The organism is Catenulispora pinisilvae (assembly GCF_015356865.1).
Classification (GTDB): Bacteria; Actinomycetota; Actinomycetes; order Streptomycetales; family Catenulisporaceae; genus Catenulispora; species Catenulispora pinisilvae.
The window spans coordinates 37922-57893 of record NZ_JAAFZA010000009.1 but is presented as its reverse complement, the minus strand read 5'-3'; the positions used below and the strand labels follow the sequence as shown (position 1 = coordinate 57893).

The following is a 19972-nucleotide window of genomic DNA, read 5'->3' as shown; positions in this document are numbered from 1 at the left end:
TTAAGATATAGGACTCTATCTTCCAGTCCTCAGGCTAAGCCGCTATCGTTAGATACGCAAGTCTATCTAGCGGGAGAGGGATCGAAGCGATGCCGGAACGACGCCACGGAGCGGCCCTGGAGCGGGCCCTGCTCGACGCGGCCTGGGACGAACTCCTGTCCGGCGGCTACGCCAGGTTCACGATGGACGCCGTCGTCAAGCGGGCCGGCACCAGCCCGCCGGTCCTGTACCGCCGCTGGTCGGACCGCGACGCCCTGGTCCGGGCCACCCTCGTCCACGTCCTGCGCGAGAACGTCCTGAAGGTCCCGGACACCGGAAGCCTGCGCGAGGACATCCTGGCCATCCTGCGCGACATCAACACCAACCGGGTCCAGCTCATGACCGTGATGAGCGTCTACCTGGCCAGCTACCACCTGGAGACCGGAACCAGCCCGGCCGAACTGCTCGATCCCGCCGACGCCGACCGCAAACAGGCCGTCGACGCCATCTACGACCGCGCCGTCGAGCGCGGCGAGGCCGACGCCGAGCGCCTGACCGACCGGATCAAGGCCCTGCCGTTCGACCTGCTGCGGCACGAGATCCTGACCACCTACGCCCCGGCGTCGGAGCAGGTGCTCGAAGAGATCGTGGACACGATGTTCCTGCCGCTGGTGCGGTGAGGGCCGGCTCGGGGCCGGCCGACAATCGCTGTCCGCGGCTGACGCTCCAGCCGGAGCTAGGGGCGTGTTTGAGAAGTCGGGCGGGGCGCGACGCCTGATCGGCGGCGCCTGGCTGCGCCGGACGACCAGCCACAGCCAACCAGGATGAGGCAGGCCGTCCGTCTTGCCATGCTTGCCGCTGAGCCGTCGCGCTCGACCTGCTCATCACCTGCGGGACACCACCCACCCGACTTCTCAAACACGCCCTAGATCGTCAAAGACTCGCGACTCATCAGGTTCGTTCGCTGAGCGGGGTCGGCTGTGCCGATCGCGCGACGCCGCGGCCAGTCTGCGAAACCCACCTGGCTCTCGGTTGTGCCGGCTGGACTCCGCGTACCCATGCGGAGTCCGGCCGGCATCGTCGGTTACTGGTAGGCGATGGACGGCGTCCACGCGGTCACATCGTTGGTGGCGTCGCCGTCGCCGCCGTCGGTCACCTCGAACTTGATGGTGTCGCCCGCGGCCACCGAGAGGGTGACGTTGGTGTCGTACCCTGCGGCGTCGGTCCCGGCGACGGTCTGCGCGCCGCCTGAGGCCGGCCAGATCTGGGTGCCGTTGCGGGTGATCCGCGCAAGCACGCCGTCGCCGCCGAGTGTTTCCTTCAGGACGCGCCCGCGGATGGCGATCGTGCCGCTGCCGGGTGCCACCCAGGCGCGGGCGATCGGGCAGGCCGAGCAGGTGTCCGGGGACAGGTCGAAGCGCGACACGTAGCCGTTACTCCCCCAGCGCTGGTTCGCCGCGTCGTAGGGACTGATGTCGAGCCAGCCGCCGCCGGCGGTGTAGTACTGCGCGCGCCACTGGTTGGCGCCCTGGGTCGCGGAGAAGTCGTTCGCGGCGTTGTACGCGGTGCTCGCCGCGGCCGCGGTGTTGTCGGTCAGCGTCCAGGCATTCGAGTACGCGATCGACGGGTCGGTGTCGTCGACTTCGGTGGTCCCGGATGCGGTCCCTGAGACGAAAGCGTCGATGTCGGTGTAGTGGCCTGTGCCACTGCTGTCGGAGCGCACCGTGATGCGCAGCGTATGGGTGCCGCTGCCCAGGTTCGACGCGCTGAACAGGACCACCTGCGGGACGGACGCCGCGGCGTAGGTGTCCACCGTGGTGGTCGGGCCGCAGTTCGCGCCGGCGTCGTCGCAGATCACGGCGTCGGCCTTGCCGTGGTCGGTATTGTCCGCGCCGATCCAGGCCACCGTGCTGCCGGTGAAAGTCAGTGTGGCCGTCGCGCCGGCGATGCCGCTGTAGTGGGCGTCGCCGTTGTAGTAGCCGGACTGGCCGGTGGAGTAGGTCCATCCGCCGGAGTAAGAGATGGACGAGTCGGTGTCATTCACCTGGGTGACGGCGGCGTGCGCTGGTGCGGCGACCAGGGCTGTCACGCTGGCGGCGGCCACGGTCGCGGTCAGGATGGGCGCGATGGCCACGCAGGTTATTCTGCGCAGCGCGGAAGTGGGCATGGCAGATCTCCTCGACTCGGACGGGCGGCGTGGGGGCGGGTGATTCAGTGCTCGTGGAACATCTCTTGGCGCTGCTGAGCGATCGGGAAAGATCGAGGTTGGTCGGCATCCCTCGGCGCAGCGGGCTCGGGCGCGGACCCCGACGCGGACGGCGGCCGGTGTGCCGGGTGGAGCCATGGGCATTTATCACCCTAATCGGGTGACGCCGGCTCACCCCGGCGGGTTGGACGATGAGGGGAGCTTGATCCAGCCCCTTGTCCTCGTTGGAGGTCCGTGCCCTGAGACGGGTGCGCTGCGGATCGGTTCCGCGAGAGGGGTTTTCCCGGGATAGGTCGGCCATATTCGCTGACCCCCGTCATGAAGGGACCAGTCCGATGGTTGCGACCAGCGCGATCTCCGCGCACGGCAAGGCGTGCGGCATCGAGCCCTTTGATAGTGCCCTCGTCCGGCCCGCCCGGGCAGTGAGCCTTTCCGGTCCGCATTCCCGCGAGAGATGTCCGTAGCCTTATAGACGCCGCAGCGCGTGCCGAGTTCGGCGAAGGCGAAGTCTCGGCAGATCCCCACCAGGTAGACCCTCTTACCGTCAGGCAGACCTTTCGTCGTGGCCGTAGGGCTGATCTCCCCTTTGAGCAACGAAATGCTTCTGTGCGGTCCCCTTCCGTAGTTCCCGCTGACGGCTTCAACTTCGAGGATTCCCTACCATCGTCGAAGGAGACGACCATGCCCATGAGCTGCATAGTTCAACTTCCTTTTCCCTCCAGCCATGACCCGGACCCCACCTTGTCCAGCTACTACGACGACTACGACCGGAGATTCCGGGCGGTGCTCCCCGAGTACTTCGTCCCGTCCGACGGGTTGTGGGAGATGCCGTTGTGGGTCGCGCACCTCACCGCCCTGGTGGACACCGCGGGCATCGACTCCGTCTTCTGCGACCTGTCGAAGACGCCGGCGGAGCCGGACGTCTGCTCCGAAGCGCTGCTGGAGGCGACGACCTCCGGCGATCTTGTCCTCATGTCGCCTCTGGCCCAGAACTTCCGCCTGGCGCTGGACGTGGCCGAACGATTGGAGCACGCCGGACGCCGTGTCGTCCTCGGCGGGAACATGGCCCCGCTCGCCCCGGACGGTGCCGTCCACGCGGTACACCGCGGCCAACTCGACGCCACCCTCGTCCGCAGACTCGCGGAAATCGCCTCCGGGGCGGGTGGGGGCCTGGAAAAGCCTCTGCTGCCCGGGCTGGCGTCCGAGCAGATCACCTGGGCACCGGAATACCGCCATCTCGGTGACTACCAGGGCCAGGTTCCGCTGCTGAGACTCAACGCGAGCCACGGATGCCTGTATCAGTGCTCATTCTGCGGCGACGCTTGGAGCAAGCAGCTCACCCTCGTGGCGAAGGACGCCCTCAGGCGGGAAGTGGACGAACTCACCGCCCGGTTCCCGGACACTCGGCTCTTCTATATCGGTGACAAGACTTTTGGCCAGTCCCGTGAGGCGGTCGCCAACTTGCTGGACGTCTTCCGCGACCGGCCTGGTTACCGGTTCATCGTGCAGACACACGTCATGCAGGTGAAGGACTGGATCGTCGAGGCCATGCTGGAGCTGGGCGTGGTCGCCGTGGAACTCGGTTTCGAGTCGGCCGACTCCCAGATGCTCAAGCGGCTCAACAAACTCTCGCGCGGCCTGGACCACTACACCACCAAAATCCATAAGTTGAGCGACGCCGGTTTGAAGGTCGTGCTCAACATGATGGGCGGGCTCGACGAGGAAACGGAAGCCGCGCACGGCCAGACCGTCGATTGGATGCGGGAGAACAGTTCGGCGCTGTGGCTCTTCAACCTCTACAACTTTGTTCCCTATCCGCTCACTCCGGACTTCTCAAGGCTGCGTGAGCGCATATTCAACTGGGACTACGCCCAGTGGAGGGAGGACGCGCCGGTTGTCTACCGGCCTAAGCACCTGTCTCCCGAAGCGAGCTGGAACGCGTTCCAGGAAAAGATCGCGACAGCACACGACATCATCCGTGCCCCGATGACCGCTCTCACGACCGCTGCTCAGGAGAGGTGACATGGCTGAGCTCCCCGACTTCGCAACTCTGCAGAACAGCGTCAAGGCCGAGGACTTCGAGCAGGACCCGCTGCCGGGCTGGGCCGGCATCGCGACGCTCTTCGGCGCCCCTGCCCTTGCCGCCGGCCGGATGGATGTGGGGGACGACGGCTGGCTGGTGTCGGGCGTTCCTTTCGACGCCACCGCCAGCTCACGGCCGGGAGCCGCGGAGGGGCCCCGGGCCATCCGCCAGGCAAGTCTGATCTTCTCCAGCTATCTGACCAGTCTGGGCCAGTGGCGGATGCTGGACACCCGCACCGGTCAGACCTTCCGCTACCGCGCTCCCCAGGTCGCAGATGCAGGTGACCTGCACGTCTATCCGACGGACACCGTGCGGACCTTCCAGGCGGTCGCGGCGGAGAGCCGCCGCCTGAGCCAGTCCGCGCCACGTCTGATCTTCCTCAACGGTGACCATTCGTGCACTTTCCCCACGTTCGCCGGCTTCCGTGCCGGGCGGCTCGATCGCGGAGCGGGCCGCGTGGGGTTCATCAACATCGACCATCACTTCGACTTCGGCAACTGGAGCGCGCTGCACGGGCCGCTGTACCACGGCTCCAACTCCCGCCGGATCAGCGAGATCCCCCAGATGCGCCCGGAGGACATGGCCTTCGTCGGTGTCGGCGACGTGACCAAGTACGACCAGTACCAAGAGCTGATCGACCGTGGTTTCCACGCCGTGCCGGGCTACCAGATCATCAGGGACGGGGCCGCCGCAGCGCTTCGTCCCCTTATTGAGGAACTCGGCTCGCGATGCGACACGGTTTACGTCTCACTCGACATCGACGTGATCGACAGCTCCTCGGCGACCGGCACCGGTCATGTGACCATGGGTGGACTCGGCATCGGTCACCTTCTCGACGTTTATGAGGAACTCCGGGCGCTTCCCGTTGGCGCCTTCGATGTGGCGGAGGTCGCACCTCGCTACGACCCGTCCGGTGCGACCGCGCAGATCGTGGCACGCCTGCTCTTCGAGTCCCTCTTCCGCGCCGAGTGCGCGCCGCCGGAGTTGGCGCCCTGGTCCGACAGTGCCTCCGACGAACCCCTGGAGCGCCAGTGAAATTCGCCCCCGCACAGGCTCAGTTCGACTGCACCGCTGTGGTCTCCGGGCCGCGGGATCGACGCGAACAGGGGCTGGACGAACTGGCCGCCGCAGCCGCCGACGTCATCCACCGGGTCGGCTTCGCGGTGTTCCGGATCGGCCGGCTACGGCTGGGCGTCGAGGAGAGCCGTAGGCTCTCGACGACGTTGGCCGAACGAATCCGCGTAGCTCTGATCGCCCGTGGCGCCCCGGCGCAGATGCGGCTGGAGATCGACCGGCCGCAGCAGACGCACGTGCCCGAGGGCTTCTCCACGCGGACTCTGCTGCCCCACCACGACGGACAGCACTGCTCGTATCTGACACCCAGTCTCCAGGACGCGCCAGACTGGGATCCCGCTTGGCGGGAATTCGGTGACTCCGGCTACACCACCACCCCCGCCCACAAGATGTACCAGGGCATCTTCCTGTCCGACGTGGGAGAGGGACTGAGTGTCACCACGTACTACGACTGGCTCGGCGTCATCGACGACGTGCTCGACCGGCGTGGCATCGACGTCGGGGACGACCGTCAGGCTGCTGCGGCACGCTGGATCGGCGACAACTTGCGCCGGGCGCTGAAGCGTCAGCCTGAGCACGGCTGTGCCTATCCGTCGTTCGGGGCGATGTTGAGCCTGGAGGAGCCCCTCTGGCACGGCTTGTCCTTCCACCACGGAGAGGCCGTGATGACGAAGGAGGAACGAGGCCGTTATCCCGCCGCCGTCCCGTTGACCCGGCACTGTGCCTGCGGGGAGTGTGAGGGCGAGGCGGCGCGTCTGTTCTGTCATCAGGTGCTCATGGCAACCGGCCTGACCTGGGGCGGGTTCCGACGCCGTTGGGAAGTACTCGCACCGGGCGAGCACTGCGACCTGTTGTTCGGCCATAACCTCACCATGCTCCACGGCGGCCTGGCCGGCGGTCCGGGACGGATCATCGAGCCGTTGTGTCTGGTGGTGGACACCCCGGTCGGCCCCGAGTACGAGCGGTGGCTGGCCGCGTCCTGGAGACGTACCTTGCCCGAGCGGAGCGGCTCGCGGTGCGTCAGCTGATCCCAGACACCGGCCCGCAGCGCATGATGGCGGCATCGGACTTGGTCAACAGCTTCGGCGGTGGTCTGTACCTCACAGCCGGCGTCCTGTATTTCACCCAGGCAGCCCACCTGCCAACGGCCCAAGTCGGTTTCGGCCTCGGTGCCGCCGGCGTCGTCGCGCTGTTCGCGGGGATCGGGGTCGGCCGCCTCGCCGACCGCTACGGCGGTCGCGACATCTATGTCGTCACCCTCATGATCCGGGCCGCGGCCACAGCCGGATTCCTCCTGGCCGACAACTTCTGGATCTTCCTCATCACGGTGTGCCTGGCCAACAGCGGGCAAGCCGCTGGGCTCGCCGCACGCAGCCTGCTCATCAGAGGCAACGGAGGCGACAGCCCACAGAGATTTCGCGCCTATCTGCGATCTGTCACCAACCTGGGAATGTCGTTCGGCGCGCTTGGCGCAGGCTGGATCGTCACGGTCGGCACGCACAGTGCCTACAGTCTCCTCGTCGTCGCCAACGTGATCGCTTTCGCCGGCTCCGCGGCCTTCATGTTCTTCCTACCAGCCTCTGAGCCCGTCCCCGTCCCGCACGGCAGATCGGCGGGGTGGGTAGCCCTTCGCGATGTGCCTTACATCCTGATGACCGTCCTGGAGGGCATCATGTCCATCCAGTACAAGGTCCTCACTGTCGCCATCCCGCTGTGGCTGTTCGCCTTCACAACAGCGCCGCACTGGCTGACGGCCGGGACGATGATCGTCAACACGGTCATCATCATCCTGTTCCAGGTGCGGGCGAGCCGGAACGTCGACACGCCTGTGGCCGGTGGCGCAGCCTACCGGCGGGCGGGCGTAGCGTTCCTCCTGTCCTGCTCGCTGATCTCACTGACCGCGGGATTGGCTCCTTGGACGGCCGCCGCGCTGCTGATGACAGCGGTCGTGGTGCACACGATCGGCGAGCTGTGGCACTGTGCCGGAGGGTTCGAAGTCTCCTTCGCCCTCGCGCCCGAATACGCGACCGGTCAGTATCTCGGCTTGTTCGGGCTCGGCTCGAGTCTCGCCGATGCCGTTGGTCCCGGCCTGTTGATCGCGCTGTGCATCAACGGGGGACGCCAGGGCTGGTACGTGGTCGGATCACTGTTCGTGCTGACCGGCCTGGCCGTGCCGTTCACCATCGGCTGGGCACAACGCCACGCCGTGCCGACCAGGTCGCCGGCGGCGCTACCGGTTGTCGATCCGTCACAATGACAGCTCACTGCGATACCTCTCGAGGAGGCCACTGTATGGTCACCATTGCCCGCCACTCAGCCATCGCTGACCACCGGTCGCCGACATGCGAATCCTGACCACTCCTTGTCTCGCGGGCGAGTTCGAACAGATGTGGAGGACTCTCAGCGCGGGTAAGCCGGCGCAGATGTCGGCCGCATGGCTGCGGTCGCAACACGGACGCATCGCCGACACGCACCGCTATCACTTCCTGGTCGACGACGACGGCTGCGAAGCCCTGGCAGCGGCCGCATGCATGATCATCGACCGGAATCAGACGGATGTGTCGTTTCGGCTGGACAGCCAACTACTGGCAAAGGGCGTGGGAGAGCAATCGACGTCGGCATCGCGCCTCGGCGACAGCATCGGCCCGACATACGTGTGCGCAATAGGCAGCGCACACCTTCCAGGCCTTGTCGCGAAGGACCACCTGCCGAAGGGCGCCCTCAGTCACCTGATCGCACACCTGGAGTCGGAGGCGGTCGCGAACGGCGCCGAGGCGATCGCCTTCTTCAATTTCGAGGAATCTCGCTGGCCGGAGCTGGAGGCGGCCTTTGCGGAAACTGATTACCTCAAGGCAGTATTTGCCGGCGAAACGCTTTTGCCTCTACGGGGTGTCGACGGCTTTTCCGGGTACCTGGAGCGACTGCCTCGTCAACGCCGCCGTACCGTCCGGCACGAGATCCGCACCTTTTCCGAACAGGGAATGGAGTTGTCATCCCACGCCGTCGAGCATCTGACCACCGAGGCCGAGGATCTCATCGTCGCCCACCAGGAACGCTACGGTTGGACAAACGTACGGGGTCGCGTCCGGAACAGAATTGAGCGAACCGAGAAGTTCTTTCCCGGAATGGAGTTCCTTTTCGCAAGAGACTCGGCCCGGGAACTGGTCGGCATCATGGGCCTGGTGGCCGAACCCGGCGGCGGATCCACCGCGGCGATCTACGGATCCAGGAGGAACGGCGCGTTCGTCTACTTCAACATGTTCTACTATGAACGCATACGGCGAGCCCTGGTACGGGGCTGTCACGAGCTACGCTTCGGCACGCAGACCTATCGCGCCAAGGTCGCGCGAGGCTGCGAGGTCCGTCCGCTGTATACCTTCTTCAAGGTTTTCGGCGACTGTCGAGGTTTGACGGAACTTGTCGCTCACCGCAATCAGGTGGAGATTGACAGCTGGCAAAACAGCCTGGAGACAACATGAGTGCGGATGACGTGGCTGAGCGTCAGTTGGCCGGCGGCCCGATGGCATTGGCAGTGGCCCGGTTGCACGGCCTGAGCTCGGTGCGGATCCTGGCTCGCGGTATAGAATCCCAAGTTTGGAGGGCGACTTCGGAGCAATATGGCCAGGTTGTCGTCAAACTTCCGGTGAATCTGTCCTATGAGAATGTCAACGATCCGGGTGTCGAGCTGTCGACGCTGTTCCGACAGGAGCAACGGCTCGCCGCCCACCTGCACCGCCACGGGTTCTCGCAGGTGCCAAGAGCATTCGTCGTCGATGAACTCGACGGCCACCCTTTCATGATCTCCGAATACATCGAGTCCGACGCCGAGCCGGTCGAAGGCTACGAAGTCGGGCGCGCCTTGGCGGCCCTGCACAAAGTACCTCCCCCGGAGTTCGCCACCTCCGCGCAGGAGGGTCTGCCGGCGAGCCGACTCGTTCCGCACCGAATCAATCGGCGCGTTCTCGTGTTCAACGAGATCACCGGTGAGTCGTTGCCCATTCCCTCCGTCGAGGAGATGACCGCCGTACTGCTGGAGGTGGCAGATGATGGTCACCTCCTCCACCTCGACGTCCGGTCGGCGAATCTTCGCCGATCAAGCCGGCGTCCCGTCGTGGTCCTGGACTGGAGCAACAGCCTCGTGGGCCCGGTGCTCTTGGAACTCGCCCGATCCCGGCAGATCGGTGATATCGCCGGTGATGAACTGGAAGCCGGCTACCGATCGGTCGCCGGAGACTACCGCCGTTCAGAAGCCGCCGAGCTCATCTTCCGTCTCGACGCCGCCGTGATGCTCGCCCTGGTGTTCTTGTCCGAGGCGCCCGATCCGGCCGCGGCGAAAGTGGCGTGCTCCCGCGCCGCCGAGCTGGCCACTGAGCTTCGAACGGTCTTGTGAGCAGGTACCGCCGGCAGGCGTGAGACGAGTAGATCACCCGATGAAACGATGGGACCCCATCATGGTCGATGACGTGACTGTTGCAGACGTGACTGTTGCACCATTTGGTTCGTGGTCCAGCCCGATCACCTCTGCCCTCGTCCTTGAGGACTCGGTGCGCCTGGGCGCCTTGTTCGTCGACGGCGACGCCGTGGTCTGGGAGGAAGCCCGGCCGTCCGAGGGCGGCCGGGTCCAACTCGTGCGCCGTGCTGCCGACGGCACCCGCACCGACCTGCTCCCTGACGGGATGAGCGCGCGCACCGCCGTGCACGAGTACGGGGGCGGGGCATGGTGGATGCGCGGCGGCGTCCTCTGGTTCGCGAACTGGGCAGATCAACGGCTCTACCGGCTCCGGCCGGGCGCGGCGCCGGAACCGATCACGGCGCCGCCGGCCACACCGCGCGCTGACCGCTGGGCCGACGGGGACACGAGCGTCGACGGCACGTCGATCGTCTGTGTGCGTGAGTGTCACGGTGGGCCCGGCGCCACCGGCGTGCGCAACGAGATCGTGCGCATCGCCGCCGATCGCGCCGACGAGCCCGAGGTCCTGGTCAGCGGACCCGACTTCGTCGCGGCGCCGCGGCTGTCGCCGGACGGCGCACGGATGGCCTGGCTCCAGTGGAACCACCCGAGCATGCCCTGGGACGACGTCGAACTGCTGGTGCGCGACATCGCGACCGGCGCGCAGACCGTTGTCGCCGGCGGGCCCGGAGAATCGGTCGGCGAGCCGCGCTGGCAACCCGACGGTGCGTTGTCGTTCCTGTCCGACCGCACCGATTGGTGGAACCTCTACCACTGGCTGCCGGACAGCGGCGTCGAGCCGGTAGTGCACACCGATGCCGAACTCGGGGTGGCCGCCTGGCAGTTCGGGGTGTCCCGTTCGGCGACGCTGGACGACGGCACCGTCGTCTTCGCCCGCTATCGCGACGGACGCGACGGGCTCGCCGTCCGCGCCGTCGACGGCGCGATACGCGACCTCGACCAACCCTTCACCGCCCTGTCGGCGCTGTGCTCCGCCGGTGACGCCGTGGTGTTCGTCGGCGGCACCCCCACGTCCGCCGCCGGGATCTACCGGCTCGACCCGGCCACCGGCGAGCTGACCGTCCTGCGCCGGCCGCCCGAATTCGGCATCGAGCCCGGATACCTGTCAGTACCCGAACACCTCACCTACCCGACGCGTGCGGGCGCTGAAGCACATGCGCTGTTCTACCCGCCCACCAATCCCGGGTTCACCGGGCCGGACGGACAACTCCCACCAGTACGCGTGCAGGTCCACGGCGGCCCCACCGGCACGGGGCACTCGTCGTTGAAGACGAGCTACCAGTACTGGACGAGCCGCGGGTTCGCCGTGGTCGACGTCAACCACCGCGGCTCGACCGGTTATGGGCGCCGCTACCGCGAGGCGCTCAGGGGCGCATGGGGCGTCGCCGATGTGGAGGACTGCATGGCTGCGGTGTCATGGCTGGCCGCGCGCGGACGCGTCGACGGAGCGCGGCTGACGATCAGCGGCAGCTCTGCGGGCGGCTACACGGCGCTCGCGGCGCTGGCTCACAAGGACACCCCGTTCGCCGCGGGCACCGACCGCTACGGCGTGGCCGACCTGGAGGCGTTCGTAAAGGACACGCACAAGTTCGAAAGCCATTACCTCGACGGGCTCATCGGGCCCTACCCGCAACGTCGCGATGTCTACGTGGAGCGCTCGCCGATCACCCACATCGCCGACCTCACCAGGCCGGTGCTCGTCCTCCAGGGCACCGAGGACGCAGTGGTGCCCCCCAGCCAGAGCCGGCTGATCGTCGACGCGCTGCGCGGGCAGGGTGTGCCCGTGGCCTACCTGCTGTTCGACGGCGAGCAGCATGGCTTTCGGCTCGGGGCGAACATCTGCCGGGCCCTGGACGCCGAGTTGTCCTTCTACGGGCAAGTACTCGGCTTCGAGCTGCCGGCGGCCGAGGGGATCGACCCGGTGGAGGTGGAGAACCTCGGCGGGTAGCGGGCCGGCGTCGAGGCGCACAGAAACGATGCCACCCCGGCGGCATCGCAGTGCTCTGGGTAACCTCCTGCGATCTCAGTAGATTGATTCTCATCAACACGGCACGGGATCGAAGGTGTCCCGACCCACCGCCCCTGACCAGCTCGCGGTCCTGACTACCCGGCGCCGGCCCGCCCCGGATCACCTGGATCTGGAGATGACTTCTCAAGCCGCCAAGGCTTTGGGTGCCGGCGACGGTGACATAATGTCAATGTGGGCGCGGGTGAAACGAGTGCCGGCGCCGCGGGTGTCCCCGGTCCTGTGGTGAGCAGGGTGGTGTCACGCCCGGCGCTGGTGCAGCGGTTGGCCGGGGCGGCCCGGGTGACGTTCGTGTCGGCGCCGCCGGGAAGCGGCAAAACGGTGCTTCTCAAATCGTGGATCAGCCAGCCGGACATGGCCGGTCGCGCCGGGTGGGTGCCGGTGGGGCGCGACGACCGGGATCCGCAGCGGTTCTGGCTTTCCGTACTGGACGCGATACGTCGGACTTCCGTGGGATCGGCGCTGGTGCGAGCGGTTTCGGCGGCGCCGGATCTGGATGGCTGGGTCCTGATGGAGCTGCTGCTCAAGGATCTGGCACCGGTGCGGGACCGGTTGTGGCTGGTGATCGACGACGTGCACGAACTGGGCTCGGAGGACGTCCTGCGGCAACTCGAACTGCTGGTGATGCGTGCCCCGCCGGAGCTACGGTTCGTCCTGGTCGCCCGCCACGACGTCCGGCTGGGGCTGCACCGGCTGCGGCTGGAGGGCGAGCTGACCGAGATCCGCGCCGAGGATTTGAAGTTCAGCGTGGCCGAGGCCGCCGAACTGGTGGCGTCCGCGGGGGTGGAGTTGCCCGCGTCGGCGCTGACGGCGCTGCACGAACGGACGGAGGGCTGGGCGGCGGGACTGCGCCTTGCCGCCCTGTCGCTGGCCAGGCAGCCGGAACCGGTGCGGTTCGCCGCCGACTTCTCCGGCAGCGAACGGACGGTCGCCGAGTACCTGTGTGCGGAGGTGCTGAGCCAGCAGAGCGAGCAAGTGCGGCGGCTGCTGTTGCGTACCTGCATCCTGGAGCGGGTCAACGCGGAACTGGCCAGCCTGCTGACCGGCGACGAGGGCGCGGAACGGATCCTGTTGGACCTGGAACGGGCGAACGCCTTCGTCGTCTCGCTGGACGGGCAGCGCACCTGGTTCCGCTATCACCAGATGTTCGCCGACCTACTGCTGCTGGAGCTGCGCCGCGTAGCGCCCGGTGAGGTCGCCGGACTGCACAAGACCGCCGCCGGATGGCTGGCCGAGCACGGGTTCCCGAGCGAGGCGATCCGGCACGCGCAGGCAGCCCAGGACTGGGACCTCGCCGCCGGCCTCTTCGTCGATGCGTGGTCCGGTCTGCGCTTGAACGGACAACACGCCACCATCCACGAACTGCTCACCGCGTTCCCCGCCGACCTGGTGGCGGCTGACGCCGGCCTGGCCGTCGTGGCAGCCGCCGATGAGCTGAACCGCGGATCGCTGGAGGCGGCTGAGAGCTACCTCGGCCTCGCCGAGCGTCGATCGGCGTCGGTGCCCGAACCCGATCGTCGTCGGTTTCGCATCCTGCTCGGGATCGTCGGGCTGCTGCTGGCCCGTGAGCGCGGGAACGTCTCGGCGGTGGCCGAAGTCGCGGCACGGCTGTGCTCCGAGACGGCGGCGGGTACCGCCGTGAGGGGCTGCGGCGAGGATCTGCGGGCGCTGGCGTCGATCAGTCTCGGCGCGGCCGAGTTCTGGGTGGACCGGCTTGAGAACGGCAGAGACCACCTGGAGGCCGGCGTCGCGCTGAGTCGACGGATCGGGCGTCCCTATCTGGAGTTCACGGGCCTGGCCGACCTGGCGATGGCAGAGATCTACGTCTCCTTCGCCCGAGCCGACCGCGATGGCAGGCAGGCGTACGAACTGGCCCGTCGACACGGCTGGACCGGCCACGCCGCCGCCGGCGTCGCCTGCATGGCGGTGGCCACCGTGCTGGTGCGGCAAGGCCGGACGGAGGAAGCCGAGCCGTGGATCGAGCGCGCCGAACGTACGCTCAGAGCGGAGACACAGCCTGCGGCGAGCCTGGGGATCTGCTACGTCCGCGCGCTGCTGGAGCTGGGCCGGAACCGCTACGAAGCGGCATTGACCGCGCTGCGGTCCGTCCAGGCCCAGGCCCGGCGTCTGGACGGACCGCACCACCTCATCCCCCGCATACGCACGTTCCAGATCCATGCCCTGATTCGCGCGGGCCGGGCCGAGCACGCCGAGCGCCTGCTGGCCGGGTTGGGCGACCGGGATCGCGCCTTCGGTGAGATCCATACCGCCGCCGCCGAGCTGAATCTCGCGCAAGGCGATCCGCACGCCGCGCTCGCCGCGCTCGCCCCGGTACTGGAAGGTGCCGTTCCACTGGACCGTCGCGTCTGGCGGGCTCAGGCCCACCTGCTGGCGGCGGCCGCGTACGACGCGCTCGGTGACAGCGCGGGTGCCGAATCAGCCATCGAACACGCCCTCGACGAGGCGGAACCCGACGGACTGCTTTCGCCGTTCCTGCTGTATCCGCCCCCCGGGTTGGCCCATCACAGCCGCACCGCGCATGCCTCGCTGCTCGCCGAGATTCGCGGCGCGCTCGACGGAGCCCAGGTCAAGGAGGCACCCGGCGGCCCGCATCCGCTGGCCGGCCCGCTCAGCGACAGTGAGATCCGCGTGCTGCGCTACCTGCCGACGAACCTGACCTCGCAGGACATCGCCGGCGAGCTGTCCGTCTCGCGCAACACCATCAAGACCCATATACGCAAGCTGTACGACAAGCTCGACGTGCACAGCCGGACCGAGGCCGTCGCCCGAGCCCGGGACCTCAGACTGCTCGCCCCCGCCCCGCCGGTCCCGGGCGCCGCGCGCCACTGAGGCGCCGGACACTGACCGGACGCTGATTCCTCACGGCCGTTCGGCGTCGGCGACGTGGCCGGTCACGACGCGGGCCATGATGTGATCGGTGTCCGCCGAGAGAAGGCCGATCCGGCTGTTCGCCGCGACCCCGTCCCCGATGGTCCGGCTGGGCAACTCCGTACTCGCCCTGGACTCGCAGCAAACCGATGTGGCCGACGCCGTCCGCGTGCGCCGACGTCTTGGACCCGCTGCTGGTCCAAGACGCGCTCTGGCACGGCTCCCCCGCCGACTTCGCCGAACTGCCGAGTTCGTCGCGGCGGCCGATATGACCTTCGCTGCGCGGGAGAACGCGGGCATCGGTCAAACCGAGGTGCTGATGGGAATCGTTCCCGGTGGCGGACGAACGCAGTACCTGCGCGAGCGCGTCGGGCGCAACCGCGCGCTCGAGCTGCTGCTCACCGGCGACCTGGTGGCTGCGGACACCGCGGCCGCCTACGGTTGGATCAACCGCGCGGTGCCCGCAGCCGACCTCGACGCGCTCGTCGACACGGTGGCAGAGAAGATCGCCGCGCTTTCGCCGGAGGTCATCGCCGCGGCCAAGCAGCTGGTTCCGCCCGCGGATCTGACCGATAGCCTGCGCGCGGAGAATGACGCGTGGGTTGGGCTGGTGAGCGGGGACCTGCCCGCGAAACTCATGACGAGCGCCTTGGAGCATGGCGTGCAAACCCCGGCGGGTGAACGCGACCTGGAGTCCGTCATGCGGGACATTGCCGCAGCTCTGTAGAGCGGGATCTACGGTCTGAGAGATTCCGGACGCAATCCGTTCCCGACGCACCTGGGCGTGTCAGTCGTCGGCGGGGAAGCGCGTAAGGCCTAGCCATCGGCCAGCGTGTGGGGCGGGGCGGTTCCCCAGGGCGCGACGCCTGGACTCGGCCGCCTTGACTTGCGCGGGCCGGCCCAGTACCCGGACCCGCCCCTGCGGTTCGGTGTCCGCCAGGCCACGGCACTGCGATCCGGGCCCCGTCACCGCGGTTCGCTAACTGGCACCCCCGCCTTCGGCCAGCGACTCGGCCGGATGTGAAGCGGCTCGTAACGTCGTGCGTATTCAGCCGCTTCTTCCTGAGGTGATGACCGTGACCGACGTTGATCAGACGACTTCCGGCCTGGGGGTTCCCGGGTTCCCGGTGTTCGACCCGGACAGCCTGCTCAGGAACGTGCTGGGTATTGAGCCCGAGCCGTTGCCGGACTTCGATCCTCCCGCGTTGACGCCGATGGGGGTGCCGTTGCGGGAGGCCACGGTCGGGTTGCTGGTGTCCTGTGGCGCCTACTTTCCGGACCAGCCGCGGCTCGGGCAGCACAGCGACCTGTCCTACCGGCTGCTGCCCAGGGAGCGTGGCCTGGATGAGGTGCTGTTCGGGCACATGACGCCGATCCGGGCCTTCGCGCTCGCCGATCCCAATGTGGCCTATCCCAGGGACACCATGCTCGATCTGGAGCGGGACGGTGTCATCGGCCGGTACGCGGCCGCCGCGGTGTCGATGGTGGGCTCGATCAGCCAGTTCGACGAGCTGGCGACCGGGGTGGCTCCCCGGATCGTCGAGGAGTTCCAGGCCATGGGGGTCGATCTGGTGCTGGTGGTGCCGTTCTGCCCGCAGTGCCATGTGGCCTTCGGGGTTCTGGCCCGGGCGATCGAGAAGCGGGGGATCCCGACCACCAGCATCACCACGTTGTACAAGCAGGCCACGTACCTGAAGCCGCCGCGTGCCTCGTTCCTGGACTTTCCGCTGGGTTGTCCGGCGGGTCGGCCGCGGGAGCAGGCGCAGCAACGGGAGATCGTCAAGGCGGCACTGGAGCATGCCGAGCAGGCCGGGCCGGACTGGGAGCTGGAGCGTCTGCCGTTCCAGTGGGACGCGGACGGCAACCGGGACTGGGAGGCGCTCGTCGCGGACGTCTACCGCCTCGACAACGCGATCCGCGGTTCGGTGCTGGCGAATGCGGCGGCCCACACGCAGGTTCTGGGCGGCGGGAACGAGCGGGAGTTCGCCGTCAGGTGCGCCTGCTGAGCGGCGAGGCCGCATCGGACATCCGCATCGAATATAAGGAGAGTGCGCTGCATGCGTATCGCCAATCTTGACGGCCGGCTCGTGCTCAAGTACCCGGACGGCGTCACCGACGTGCAGAAGGCCAGCGACGGGCGGTTCGCCGCGGACCCGCAGGCCGTGTTCGCCCGCTGGGACGAGTTCGTCGCCTGGGCCGACGGCCTGCGGGCTCCTTTCGTCGAGCCCTTCGACCCCCGGCGCCTCAAAGCGCCCGTTCCGCGCCCGTCGCAGGTGTTCGCGATCGGGCTGAACTACGCCGACCACGCCGGCGAGAGCAGCCTGCCGCTGCCGCCTGAACCGGCCGTGTTCACCAAGTTCCAGACCGCCATCGCCGGTCCGAACGACCAGGTGAGGCTGCCGACGTCGACCGTGGACTGGGAAGCGGAACTGGTAGTCGTCCTCGGCCGGCGCGCCGTCGCGGTGGACGCGGCACGGGCCTGGGACCACGTGGCCGGCGTCATGGTCGGGCAGGACCTGTCCGAGCGGACCCGGCAGCTGGTCGGCGCCCCGCCGCAGTTCAGCATCGGCAAGTCCTTCCCAGGGTTCGCTCCGATCGGGCCCGAGATCGTCACGCCCGATGAGCTGGCCGACCGCGAGGACCTGGAAATCGGGTGCAGTGTCAACGGCGAGACAGTTCAGCACGCCCGCACCAGCGACCTCATCTTCTCCGTCGCCGCCCTCGTCGAACGGCTGTCGGCGATCCTTGCGCTGACCCCTGGCGACCTCATCTTCACCGGCACGCCGTCCGGCGTCGGCCACGCCCGGTCACCGCGGCGTTATCTCGCGCCGGGCGACGTTCTGGAGACCTGGATCTCCGGTGTCGGCCGCCTTCGCAACACGTTCGCGGCAGGCCCGCGGCACACTTCGCAAACCATCTGAAAGCTCTTAATTAGGAGACGGCTCATGTCTCTTCACACCTTGAACTCGCTGACGGTCGGAGTGCCGGACGTCGAGGCCGTCCGGGGCTACTACGAGGACTTCGGGCTCAGCGGCGAGGACGACGGCTGGCTGTCGACGACCGACGGCGGCCGGCAGCTCCGCCTGGTGCCGGCCTCGCACCGGCAGCTGATGCGGATGGAGATCGGCGTCGACGACTTCGACGACATCGGCCGCATCGCCGGCCGGCTCCGGCGCTTTGATCTCACTGTCTCCCGCCTGACCGACGAAGCGGTCACGGCGGTCGAACCGGTCACCGGCGTGCAGGTCACCGCCAGGGTGACGCGACGGCTGATCCAGCGGCCGTCGCCGGAAACCGCGTACAACCAGCCCGGACTCATCAAGCGGCCAGAAGCCCGCGCACCCGGGCTCCTGCGCGAAGGCGCGGTACGGCCGCGCAGACTCGGCCACGTCGTGATCGGGTCCACCGACCAGGCCGCCTCCCGGCGGTTCTTCACCGACGGGTTCGGCTTGAAGGTGTCCGACGAGGTCCGTGACGCGGCCACGTTCCTGCGGTGCTCGACCGACCACCACAACGTGCTGGTCACCCGGGCACCGATCACCTTCCTGCACCACACCTCGTGGCAGGTCGACGACGTCGACGAGATCGGGCGGGGCGCGATGGCGATGCTCGCGGACCATCCCGAACGCCACACGTGGGGGCTGGGACGCCACTTCATCGGCTCCAACTTCTTCTGGTACCTCAGGGACCCGGCCGGGACCTTCTCCGAGTACTACTCAGACCTCGACTGCATCATCGACGACGCGCTGTGGTCCCCCCGCGTCTGGGACGAGGACAAGGCCCTCTACAGCTGGGGCCCGCCTCCCCCGCCGTCCTTCGTCAACCCGGAGGACCTCGCCGCCCACATGACCGGAGCCCACAGTGCCGTCGGGTGAACACGGCGCGGCGCCCGCCGGTACCCCGGTGGCTGAGGACGAGGACGTAACGCCATGAGTCTGTACGGCGACGGACTGACTTTGGGCGAAGGCCCCCGGTGGAACGACGGAGCCCTGTGGGTCTCGGACCCCCAGAAGGGCGGGATCTGGACTGACAGCGGCGGCACGTGGGCCTTCACACCGCTGGCCGCGCAGTCGAATGGATTGTGGTTCCTTCCCGACGGCCGCCTGGTCGGCGCGATCATGCGCGAGAAGAGAGTCGGGCTTTGGGACGGAGCCGGCTTCGGGGAATACGCCGACCTGTCCGCCGTCGCCACGGGACCGCTGGGAGACATGGTCGGCGACCGAGACGGCGGTCTGTATGTCGACGATGTCGGCTACGCCGCCCACCTCGGTGAACAGCCGCGGCCGGGCCGATTGATCCATGTCACGCCGGACGGGCGGGCGACGGTGGCGGCGGAAGGCCTCGAGTTCCCGAACGGGCTGGCGATCATCGACAACGGCCACACCCTGGTCGTCGCCGAGACCTGGGCCCAGCGCCTGTCCGCCTTCACCATCGGTGCCGGCGGACAGCTCACCGACCGGAGACTGTTCGCCGACCTCGCCGCGGTCGTGCATCCCGAAGCACGGCCCGACGGGATCTGCGCCGCCGCGCACGGCGTCTGGGTCTGCACGCTCAGCGCCCATGCGATCGCCCTCGTCGGCCGATCCGGTCGGCTGGACCAAATCGGCACGGGCGACGGCCAACCGGTCGCGTGCTGCCTGGACCCGGACGGACGGCTCTTCGTGACCGTGGCCGAAACCGGCGGCGTCCCCATCCTGGAAGCAGTCGCCAACAAGACGCTGAAAGCCCATGTCGATGTTTACGACACAACAGAAACCAGCTAAGGAGAGCCGGAAATGACGACCACCGGAAACGAGAAACTGCCCGACCACCCGGAGGGATCGTTCGACCTTGAGGACCACCTGAAAAACCTGCGCCAGGTACAGCTGTACATGATGCGCATGGACATGGTGCATCCCGTGGACTCGCCGATGGAATACCTGGCCCCCCACATCCAAGAACACATTCTCTGGCTTGCGACGCAGGAGAAGAACGGCGTCTTGTTCTTGTCCGGCGCCAACGCCGCCGGACAGGAGTGGGACGGCAGCGGCACCGCCATCATCAGGGCATCGTCCCTGGAAGCGGCGGTGGCCATCTCCGATACAGAACCCTTCCACCGCGAGGGCCTGCGCGTGAACACCGTGCACGGCTGGCAGCTGAACGAAGGAACCGTCCGGCTCACGTTCAGCCTGTTCAGCGACAGTTTCAGCCTCGACTGACAGGCGTGGAATCTGTCTAGCACGTTGCTGCCGTCCGCCATGTCGG

At 67.8% G+C, this 19972-nt stretch carries 17 protein-coding genes; 15 read left to right on the top strand and 2 right to left on the bottom strand.

The genetic code is table 11. From position 1 onward, the window contains the following. Positions 1–89: 89 nt before the first annotated feature. The gene (locus IZR01_RS04555) at positions 90–659 is read left to right on the top strand and encodes a TetR/AcrR family transcriptional regulator (protein WP_194922993.1); all 570 of its coding nucleotides are present in this window, start codon (positions 90–92) and stop codon (positions 657–659) included. 404 nt (positions 660–1063) lie between these two features. Here the strand turns inward: IZR01_RS04555 and IZR01_RS04550 are convergent, their stop codons facing one another. Then, complete coding sequence (locus IZR01_RS04550) at positions 1064–2113, bottom strand: hypothetical protein (RefSeq protein ID WP_194922992.1); 1050 nt, start codon at positions 2111–2113, stop codon at positions 1064–1066. 753 nt (positions 2114–2866) lie between these two features. Between IZR01_RS04550 and IZR01_RS04545 the strand changes: the two genes are divergently transcribed. From IZR01_RS04545 to IZR01_RS52975, 8 genes are all read left to right on the top strand, one after another. After that, complete coding sequence (locus IZR01_RS04545) at positions 2867–4207, top strand: B12-binding domain-containing radical SAM protein (RefSeq protein WP_194922991.1); 1341 nt, start codon at positions 2867–2869, stop codon at positions 4205–4207. Position 4208: 1 nt separating this feature from the next. Next, complete coding sequence (locus IZR01_RS04540) at positions 4209–5303, top strand: arginase family protein (RefSeq protein WP_194891495.1); 1095 nt, start codon at positions 4209–4211, stop codon at positions 5301–5303. Next, positions 5300–6370 (top strand): hypothetical protein, encoded by a 1071-nt coding sequence (locus IZR01_RS04535; protein WP_194922990.1) that lies wholly within the window; start codon positions 5300–5302, stop codon positions 6368–6370. Before IZR01_RS04540 ends, IZR01_RS04535 begins: the two co-directional genes overlap by 4 nt. A gap of 23 nt (positions 6371–6393) precedes the next feature. Then, positions 6394–7599 carry an MFS transporter gene (locus IZR01_RS04530; protein ID WP_323746913.1) on the top strand — a complete coding sequence of 402 codons (1206 nt, stop codon included), beginning with the start codon at positions 6394–6396 and terminating at the stop codon, positions 7597–7599. 85 nt (positions 7600–7684) lie between these two features. Beyond that, a complete protein-coding gene (locus IZR01_RS04525; protein ID WP_194922988.1) occupies positions 7685–8821 on the top strand; it encodes a peptidogalycan biosysnthesis protein in 1137 nt (378 codons plus the stop codon). Next, positions 8818–9732, top strand: coding sequence for a phosphotransferase family protein (locus IZR01_RS04520; RefSeq protein ID WP_194922987.1), 915 nt, complete (start codon positions 8818–8820; stop codon positions 9730–9732). The genes IZR01_RS04525 and IZR01_RS04520 overlap by 4 nt, the downstream gene beginning before the upstream one ends. A gap of 88 nt (positions 9733–9820) precedes the next feature. Further along, complete coding sequence (locus IZR01_RS04515) at positions 9821–11761, top strand: S9 family peptidase (protein WP_323746907.1); 1941 nt, start codon at positions 9821–9823, stop codon at positions 11759–11761. A 252-nt stretch (positions 11762–12013) separates the two neighbouring features. Continuing rightward, positions 12014–14689 carry a winged helix-turn-helix domain-containing protein gene (locus IZR01_RS52975; protein ID WP_194922985.1) on the top strand — a complete coding sequence of 892 codons (2676 nt, stop codon included), beginning with the start codon at positions 12014–12016 and terminating at the stop codon, positions 14687–14689. A gap of 30 nt (positions 14690–14719) precedes the next feature. On the opposite strand, the gene IZR01_RS52115 is transcribed toward IZR01_RS52975, so the two are convergent. Further along, a complete protein-coding gene (locus tag IZR01_RS52115) occupies positions 14720–14845 on the bottom strand; it encodes a hypothetical protein (RefSeq protein ID WP_267254761.1) in 126 nt (41 codons plus the stop codon). Here IZR01_RS52115 and IZR01_RS04505 point away from each other — a divergent pair. The 6 genes from IZR01_RS04505 to IZR01_RS04480 all read left to right on the top strand — a co-directional run bounded on the left by IZR01_RS04505 (position 14829) and on the right by IZR01_RS04480 (position 19926). Then, positions 14829–15455 (top strand): enoyl-CoA hydratase/isomerase family protein, encoded by a 627-nt coding sequence (locus IZR01_RS04505; protein WP_228558918.1) that lies wholly within the window; start codon positions 14829–14831, stop codon positions 15453–15455. The genes IZR01_RS52115 and IZR01_RS04505 overlap by 17 nt on opposite strands. A gap of 349 nt (positions 15456–15804) precedes the next feature. Further along, the gene (locus IZR01_RS04500) at positions 15805–16734 is read left to right on the top strand and encodes a glycine/sarcosine/betaine reductase selenoprotein B family protein (RefSeq protein WP_194891488.1); all 930 of its coding nucleotides are present in this window, start codon (positions 15805–15807) and stop codon (positions 16732–16734) included. 51 nt (positions 16735–16785) lie between these two features. Continuing rightward, positions 16786–17649, top strand: coding sequence for a fumarylacetoacetate hydrolase family protein (locus tag IZR01_RS04495; protein WP_194922984.1), 864 nt, complete (start codon positions 16786–16788; stop codon positions 17647–17649). 24 nt (positions 17650–17673) lie between these two features. Beyond that, complete coding sequence (locus IZR01_RS04490) at positions 17674–18603, top strand: VOC family protein (RefSeq protein ID WP_194891486.1); 930 nt, start codon at positions 17674–17676, stop codon at positions 18601–18603. Positions 18604–18657: 54 nt separating this feature from the next. Then, entirely contained in the window at positions 18658–19491 is an 834-nt protein-coding gene (locus IZR01_RS04485) for an SMP-30/gluconolactonase/LRE family protein (RefSeq protein ID WP_194891485.1), read from the top strand. Positions 19492–19503: 12 nt separating this feature from the next. Further along, positions 19504–19926 carry a YciI family protein gene (locus IZR01_RS04480; protein ID WP_194891484.1) on the top strand — a complete coding sequence of 141 codons (423 nt, stop codon included), beginning with the start codon at positions 19504–19506 and terminating at the stop codon, positions 19924–19926. The last annotated feature ends 46 nt before the right edge of the window (positions 19927–19972 follow it).